The organism is Fuchsiella alkaliacetigena, assembly GCF_023227765.1.
Taxonomy (GTDB): Bacteria; Bacillota; Halanaerobiia; order Halobacteroidales; family Acetohalobiaceae; genus Fuchsiella; species Fuchsiella alkaliacetigena.
This window is the reverse complement of record NZ_JALKBZ010000084.1, coordinates 1-6,694: the sequence shown is the minus strand read 5'-3', so window position 1 is coordinate 6,694 and position 6,694 is coordinate 1. Positions and strand designations below refer to the sequence as shown.

Genomic DNA, 6,694 nt, shown 5'->3' with positions numbered 1-6,694 from the left:
AATTCCACATAAAAGGCTAAAATAAAATGGTATTTTTATACTATTGAAAACTACTATTCACTTATGCGGAATATGGGGTAAATATGATAGTATAGTCAAGTTACTTCAGTAGAGTAATAGGAGCTTTTGAAGTATAGGTTTTACATACAAAAAGAGCAGCCTAATATTAGGTTGCTCTTTTTGTAATTACTATTCCATTGAAACACTATCGCCTAAAGCTCTAAACTCACCATTTAGCATTGTTAGCGGATCTTCTGTTAGTTGATCACTTTCTAGATATTCTTCGTTTATTTCTGCCTTCAATACTTCACCTAAGACTATAGAGAAGTCCTCTCTGAGTATCTCCTCTTTTAAGCTAGCCTCAATCCAGCCAATAGCCTTTTTAATTCGAGGTACCTTAACTTTTTTAGCAGCTACAGTCTCTAAGCCTACTTCTTCTAACTCACTAACTTCCTCTGGATAGTCCTTAGCACAACTCATACTCTCTTTGAAGCCTGGCTTACCCATAATATTAATGATAAACTCTTCAGTATCTCTAATATTAGCCAAAGTATGTCTAGGTAAAGCCGAAGCAAGTGCTATCACCTTAAATGGTTTTAAAACAGGCATCACACAGCCATAAGGGGCAGCATTATCAACTCCTTTAGCATCTTTGGTTGTGATTACTGCCATTGGTAGAGTTAATAGATTTTGAAATTCATTAGCTTCTAACTCCATTATATCTCTCCTTTCTGCTTTGACTTCTACCTATATTAATTATTGATATGTCTTTAAATTCCTTTATGAACAAAAGAGCAACTAGTGTTAGGCTGCTCTAATGTGCATAATCAAATTTCCATTATTCGATTTTAAACTAGGCAAATATTTAGTAGATTATGCTGCCGGTGAAAAATACATTTAATCAAAATCTGTAAAGAAAAATGAAGCGAACTGATGAAAGTAATGCTACCAAGATTATTAACATAAAAGCAAAAGGAAAAATAAGAACTATAACAAAAACCAATAAAAATTGAATAATTGTAACTAGAACTCCATTTATCCCAATGGAATTAATATTATAGATTAGTGTTCCTAAAATTATAATTATAGTTACAGCCAACAATGAAATAGAAATATTAGATGATAACTCAGGGCTAGTAGTAGCAAAAATTAAAATTCCTGCGACTACCAAAAGGCTAAGTATTCTGCTAAGACTAAAAAAATTAAAATTATATTTTTCTTGGATAAACTTTATATATTTTATGCTTAGAATAAATAAAATGATAGCTACAAGTACTATACCGATTAAAAGTGAAAGTTCCATAAAATCTATTTACCTCCTCGCTCCTAGTAAGATGTGAGGGGTTGCTATTAATCATCCACCATTTAAGGAAGCTTAAGCATAACTTAAATCTGCAAATTTTAGCTTAAATGTAAGCACTTAGTTGCTATACTTGCTCATATTCTTATTTCTTTCTTGAGCATTTATTATCTAAATTATAATATATTATTGGTATTTATTCAACAGCACTCTACTATACATCTCTTCTTATTTGTGGATCAAATAGATAAGATTAATATTAAAGCTCAAAAGCAAATAGAGCAAGCTGGAAGTGAGTTAGAAAAGGCCTTAGTTGATGAGAATAAAGTCATAGTTAAAAAGTATAGCTCTAAATGTGTTTTTGGTGATAGTACTGATGATGTGGTCAACTACAAAAATAAAAAGATTTGTTCAACCTGTATAAGTACAATCAGAGAGAAGGTTTAAATATTAATGAATATCATTTTTCTATCAATTTTTACTATAAAGTAAGATATTTCGCAATTTGGGTATAAAAAAAGTTTGTATTGGTTAATAATTCTATTATCAACTTTCGTCATATTCTGACAAATAACATAATAGCTAAATATTTCTTAACTAGGTAATAAAAAAAGACTTACATTAGCCATTGATTTCCTTAACAATATCTATCATTTAAGCAGCAAAACCATCAGCTGCTTCTTCAACTGGTGTTCGTTGCCTATCTAACCCAATCAGGTAGAGTTTCTTAGGTAAGTAATACAAGATATGTTCAACTTAATGCATAAAAACCTCTTGCTGCATCTGTCTAGTGAGGTTTTTATTAATTATCACAAAATAGTTATCGTAGATTGATTTATAAACAAATCCCCAAACCTCCGGGATAAGTTTGGTTAAATGACTGTAAATATCATTGCTTTTGGCCCAGTCCTCAAAGTTTATGTATTGATCTTCTAAAGCATTCTTTATCTCTTCTTTTATTTTATCCTTCATATCGTTCCTTTTCCTGATCTTCTATTATTTTGATAACCTCTATAATTCTATGAATGGACTTTGGGCTTAGGTCTTTAGTTTGCTTGAACATTAATCGTAAGTCTTCTCTTTTTGATATTTCTTGCCAAAACTCAAAAAGCTCCGGATCATCAGCTAAGGCTTGTTTTATTTTACTATTAGCTTTTTCAGGGTTCTTTTGGTTAGTACGACCCAGAAGATAGTCAACACTTACATTAAAAAAATCAGCTATTTTTCTTAATGTTTTATTATCAGGTTCTCTATCTCCTCTGATCCACATGGTTACTGTAGATTTACTAAAACCTATCTTTTTAGCAAAGTCTTTTTGTAGCAAGTTATGTTCTTTTATTAATTTTTTTAGTCTTTTTCCCAACATAATACCATCACCTTTCTTTAAATTATATCACAAAATGTAAATTGGTAAATCTATTTTACTTTTCGTGTATTTTAACAACAAATCTCTTGGTATTTTATAATTAGTAAATTATAATACTAATATACAGTTTATTAATAGTGAAATTTAAAAGGAGGGATCTTAATGCCTGATAAAAATAAAATTATTTGCAGTAGGTTAAGAGAGCTAAGAAACAAAGCTGGCTTAGAACAAAGGGAATTAATAAAACTTATCAAAGAAATGGATAATAATGCGGATATGGCTATAAGTACTTATTCTTCCAAAGAAACTGGAAGTAGGAAAATAAGTTTAAATGAAGCTAGGTTATTTTCTAAAGTCTTATCAAAGGAGTTAAATAAATCTTTTCAAGAAGTTTATAATTATATTTTTTTACCAAATTAATTTACTAATAGTAAACTGGATGAGTTTGACTCAACAGATAACAGCCAAAAATTAGCCTGAACGGAGGGCCAGTATTATGGAATCCTTAAAAAAATTAAGCCTATAAGTCAAAAAAGAACAACTGAACTTAAAAGAAAACTTTCTAGACAGAAAGCTGGACTTAATGATAATTATTAAAAATATTGCAAAGTAAATTTGACATTAAGGTTATTTGTTTTCTTTGCAAAATAGTGGAGCAAGGGAAAATGTCCTAATAAACAACTACTAATTTATTATTTTCTTGATATAGCTAGTTTAGATCTTTTGTTTATTGGTAGAGGTGGCTATGAGTGATGAACTAAGGATTACTGATGTTATTCATTGCTTAATGGGAAAGGGGAGTAGAAAAAAGGGGGTAATCTAATGAGTGCTGAGTTGATTGGATCTTTTCAGAGTTTTGTTGATTCTATTAAGGAGATTCATGTTGGGCTGGAAGGTTATCTTTCTGATTGTCAAGTCTGTGCAGAGATTGAAAAGGCTGAACTTTTATTGGCAGAATCTGCGGGTGATTTTGAAGGAAACTTTGCTGATCAGCACTATCTTGGTTTGACGGAAAAGGAGCTTTTGCTTTTGCGGGAGTTGGCCTTACATATCAAAAAAGGTAACTGGTTTAGGATTAAATGTCTTGCTAGTGATGAAGATTTAAGGGGCATTATTGAAAAAGTTTTTAATCTTTCTGATTCTCTAGTTAAGAATAAAGCACTTAAAGTTTTGGATGATCTATTGGAATGACTGTTCTTGGCTTAACTACTTATTTATTAATAGCCTAAGCTTTATTGATTTAAAGAGTAATAGGACAACCTAGCAGCCTAATAGGATATATTGGAGGCGATATTATGGCCGAAGAAATTAAAGTTGAGGTTATCTTTTTGGATGCTCCTGAGAAGGTTGAAAAGTCCAAAGAGATTTTGATTAAGGCTATGCAGCGTATTGTAGATGAGGCTGAAAAGGAAAGTTCTAAAGAGGCCATAGAGGTAGAGGGAGCATAAGCTCCCTGCTGGACAAGCTTAAAAGTTAATTTCTTAGAAGTGAGGTGATTATCTTATGAAGGAACAGGATTTCAGACGGCCTGCGCCGATTACAAATGTAATAGCAGCTTTACTTTTCTTATTAAGTTTAATTTAAAGAGGGGGGGGTTCATTTGAATAATTACTTGAAGTTGATTACTGAGATTATGGATTTAAGGGATTTGTTTAATAGCGGTCATCAGCGTAATGTTGCTAAGTATGCTGTTAAGCTAGGACAAGCTTTAGGTTTGGAGCAATCTGAGCTAGATAACTTATATACATCTGCTTTATTGCATGATATAGGTAAATTAATGACACCACATAAAGTTTTAAATAAGCCTGGGGAGCTAAGCGAGGATGAAATGAATGTTATTAGAAATCATCCTGTCATTGGTGCTAAGCTTTTGGAGGCTGCGGAGTTTGATTCAAAAATAGTTGAAGTTGCTAAGTATCACCATGAACGCTGGGATGGATCTGGCTATCCAAAAGGTCTTAAAGGGGAAGAAATTGATTTAGAGGCAAAAATTTTGGCTGTAGCTTTGTGGATGCTATTAGTGTTTTGAGACCTTATCGAAAGGCTCTAGGAGTTGAGGAAGCATTAAAAGAGTTAAGGGAAAATGGGGATAAGTATTATAATCAAGCTGTTGAAATTTGTATTAGTATTTTGAATTTGTATTAGAAGACAATTTTAAGGTTATTTCACTTTAATTTAACATTTTAAAAGGTATTAATTAATTAGTATGGAATAGATAGACAAGGAGTTATAGTTGATTTAGTTTGAATTTGACGCAATATTAATTTGTAAAAGGAGGAAATTTTTATGAAAAAAACTGTTAAAATATTAGCCTTAGTATTAGCTTTATTAGTAGTTCTTTTAGGTTGTGGTAATGATGAAAAAGTAGAAACTACAATTTCTGAAGAAGAAGAAGCTATAGTTGAAGAAGAGGCTTCTGAGGAAGAAGTTGAAATTGAAGAAGAAATAGAAACGGATGAGGAAGAAAGTATAAGCATGGAAGAAATAGACTGGTATTCTATTTCTATAGCAGAATTAGAAGAGGCAATTACTAAAGGTTTGGATATAAATACTTCAAATGAAGCTGGTGAAACTCCTTTAATGAAGTCAGCTGCTGCTAGTAATTTAGAAGTAGTGGAATTTTTAGTTGAAGAAGGAGTAGAGATTGATGCTCAAGATGAGCAAGGAAAAAGCGCTTTAATCCATGCTGCTTACAATGGCAATATATTGATTATAGAGTCTTTATTAAATCATGAAGCTGATGCTACTCTAGAAGATGAAACAGGAGTTACTGCTCTTAAGTACTTAGAAAATCATCTTGATGGAAGTAAAGAATCTAAAGAGGTTGAAGTCTATGAAAGTTTAAAAGAAGCTACTAATTAAAAGAGATTTAAAAGAGATATTTATAGAAAAGCTCCCAATTTATCATGGGAGCTTTTTGTATAAGGGACAACTTAATGCTTCCCTGAATTAAATAATGGGGTTACTGAAGTTTTTATTAACCTCAATTCGGCAAGTGACTAAAAAATAAATATTATTTGTCTATCACCTTCTTTACAAAAGAAGATAAGGAATTCATGATATATGAAATTATTCTTTTTTCATAGCTGATAGTTTTCTCAATTTAGTTGAAAGTATTAAATAATAATATATTGAGAGACTACGCTAATTAATTAGCGTAGTTTTTAGTTAGGTTGCTTAATTAATTTATGGTATAATTAACTAAAAAAGGAGGAATTAAAAAATGAAAAGCAAAATTGCTGAAGCTATTAAGTTGGAGAAGTCATCGATAGCTATACTATGGACTGATGAAAAACCTGAGCAGACAATTCAATTTAAAGAAGGCAGATGGGGTTGTGTTATTTCACTTATGACTCAGGCAGCTAAAGGTAAAACAGCTGTTTTTGATGAGGATACCTGTGGCTGTCCGGGTGGAGCTAAGGGATTAGGGTTTAAAGATTATGAGTTGGGAGAGATTGAACATTTTTTATCTACAGGAGAGGAGTGCGAGCGCGAAGGAGAGTTTTATAAAAAGACTCCTGAATATGCTCGTCAATTTATCGCTAGCTTGCCAGATATTGAGGTGGCAACTAAATATGTGGTTTTTAAACCTCTAGAGGAAGTAGAAGCTGATGAGGAGCCTAAAGCAATAGTCTTTTTAGTAAATGCTGATCAACTTTCAGGCTTGGTTACTTTAGCTAACTTTGATCAGCCTACTAAGGATAATGTGACTATCTTTTTTGGGGCTGGTTGTCATAGTACTATTATTGAAGTTTTAGAACAAGCTGAAAGTGAAAATCCTAAAGCTTTAATTGGTTTAACAGATCCTTCAGCTAGAAAATATATTGATTCGGAATTGCTTTCTTTTAGCCTGCCTTATCAGAGATTTTTAGAATTAGAAGCGGAGGTAGAAAATAGCTTTTTGACTCAAGGGGCTTGTTGGCCTAGCATTAAAGAGAGGATATAAAAATATAAAATAAGGACATTTGTCCTCCTAAAACAAGATTTGATTAATTTGATAACCATGTGTAAAATATAATCAACCATTA

The 6,694-nt window shown here is 31.8% G+C and carries 10 protein-coding genes; 6 read left to right on the top strand and 4 right to left on the bottom strand.

Features of this window, described 5'->3' with window-relative positions; genetic code table 11:
- Positions 1-189: 189 nt before the first annotated feature.
- From MWH30_RS13245 to MWH30_RS13230, 4 genes are all read right to left on the bottom strand, one after another.
- Positions 190-717 (bottom strand): flavin reductase family protein, encoded by a 528-nt coding sequence (locus MWH30_RS13245; RefSeq protein WP_248664572.1) that lies wholly within the window; start codon positions 715-717, stop codon positions 190-192.
- A gap of 184 nt (positions 718-901) precedes the next feature.
- Positions 902-1,303: a hypothetical protein gene (locus tag MWH30_RS13240; RefSeq protein ID WP_248664571.1), complete on the bottom strand. Its 402-nt coding sequence runs from the start codon at positions 1,301-1,303 to the stop codon at positions 902-904.
- 753 nt (positions 1,304-2,056) lie between these two features.
- Positions 2,057-2,272 carry a hypothetical protein gene (locus tag MWH30_RS13235; RefSeq protein WP_248664570.1) on the bottom strand — a complete coding sequence of 72 codons (216 nt, stop codon included), beginning with the start codon at positions 2,270-2,272 and terminating at the stop codon, positions 2,057-2,059.
- Positions 2,262-2,666 carry a helix-turn-helix domain-containing protein gene (locus tag MWH30_RS13230; protein WP_248664569.1) on the bottom strand — a complete coding sequence of 135 codons (405 nt, stop codon included), beginning with the start codon at positions 2,664-2,666 and terminating at the stop codon, positions 2,262-2,264. The genes MWH30_RS13235 and MWH30_RS13230 overlap by 11 nt, the downstream gene beginning before the upstream one ends.
- 162 nt (positions 2,667-2,828) lie before the next feature.
- Here MWH30_RS13230 and MWH30_RS13225 point away from each other — a divergent pair, with 162 nt between their 5' ends.
- From MWH30_RS13225 to MWH30_RS13200, 6 genes are all read left to right on the top strand, one after another.
- Positions 2,829-3,086 carry a helix-turn-helix domain-containing protein gene (locus MWH30_RS13225; RefSeq protein WP_248664568.1) on the top strand — a complete coding sequence of 86 codons (258 nt, stop codon included), beginning with the start codon at positions 2,829-2,831 and terminating at the stop codon, positions 3,084-3,086.
- Positions 3,087-3,488: 402 nt separating this feature from the next.
- Positions 3,489-3,857, top strand: coding sequence for a hypothetical protein (locus tag MWH30_RS13220; RefSeq protein ID WP_248664567.1), 369 nt, complete (start codon positions 3,489-3,491; stop codon positions 3,855-3,857).
- 104 nt (positions 3,858-3,961) lie between these two features.
- Positions 3,962-4,114 carry a hypothetical protein gene (locus MWH30_RS13215; RefSeq protein ID WP_248664566.1) on the top strand — a complete coding sequence of 51 codons (153 nt, stop codon included), beginning with the start codon at positions 3,962-3,964 and terminating at the stop codon, positions 4,112-4,114.
- Positions 4,115-4,266: 152 nt separating this feature from the next.
- Positions 4,267-4,695, top strand: coding sequence for an HD-GYP domain-containing protein (locus MWH30_RS13210; protein ID WP_248664565.1), 429 nt, complete (start codon positions 4,267-4,269; stop codon positions 4,693-4,695).
- A 257-nt stretch (positions 4,696-4,952) separates the two neighbouring features.
- Positions 4,953-5,528, top strand: coding sequence for an ankyrin repeat domain-containing protein (locus MWH30_RS13205; protein ID WP_248664564.1), 576 nt, complete (start codon positions 4,953-4,955; stop codon positions 5,526-5,528).
- A 361-nt stretch (positions 5,529-5,889) separates the two neighbouring features.
- Positions 5,890-6,612 (top strand): DUF169 domain-containing protein, encoded by a 723-nt coding sequence (locus tag MWH30_RS13200; protein ID WP_248664563.1) that lies wholly within the window; start codon positions 5,890-5,892, stop codon positions 6,610-6,612.
- Positions 6,613-6,694: the final 82 nt, after the last annotated feature.

Bases quoted from the DNA above. Each gene is read 5' to 3' on its own strand.
- MWH30_RS13245 (WP_248664572.1), bottom strand. From the start codon at position 717: ATGGAGTTAGAAGCTAATGAATTTCAAAATCTATTAACTCTACCAATG.
- MWH30_RS13240 (WP_248664571.1), bottom strand. From the start codon at position 1,303: ATGGAACTTTCACTTTTAATCGGTATAGTACTTGTAGCTATCATTTTA.
- MWH30_RS13235 (WP_248664570.1), bottom strand. From the start codon at position 2,272: ATGAAGGATAAAATAAAAGAAGAGATAAAGAATGCTTTAGAAGATCAA.
- MWH30_RS13230 (WP_248664569.1), bottom strand. From the start codon at position 2,666: ATGTTGGGAAAAAGACTAAAAAAATTAATAAAAGAACATAACTTGCTA.
- MWH30_RS13225 (WP_248664568.1), top strand. From the start codon at position 2,829: ATGCCTGATAAAAATAAAATTATTTGCAGTAGGTTAAGAGAGCTAAGA.
- MWH30_RS13220 (WP_248664567.1), top strand. From the start codon at position 3,489: ATGAGTGCTGAGTTGATTGGATCTTTTCAGAGTTTTGTTGATTCTATT.
- MWH30_RS13215 (WP_248664566.1), top strand. From the start codon at position 3,962: ATGGCCGAAGAAATTAAAGTTGAGGTTATCTTTTTGGATGCTCCTGAG.
- MWH30_RS13205 (WP_248664564.1), top strand. From the start codon at position 4,953: ATGAAAAAAACTGTTAAAATATTAGCCTTAGTATTAGCTTTATTAGTA.
- MWH30_RS13200 (WP_248664563.1), top strand. From the start codon at position 5,890: ATGAAAAGCAAAATTGCTGAAGCTATTAAGTTGGAGAAGTCATCGATA.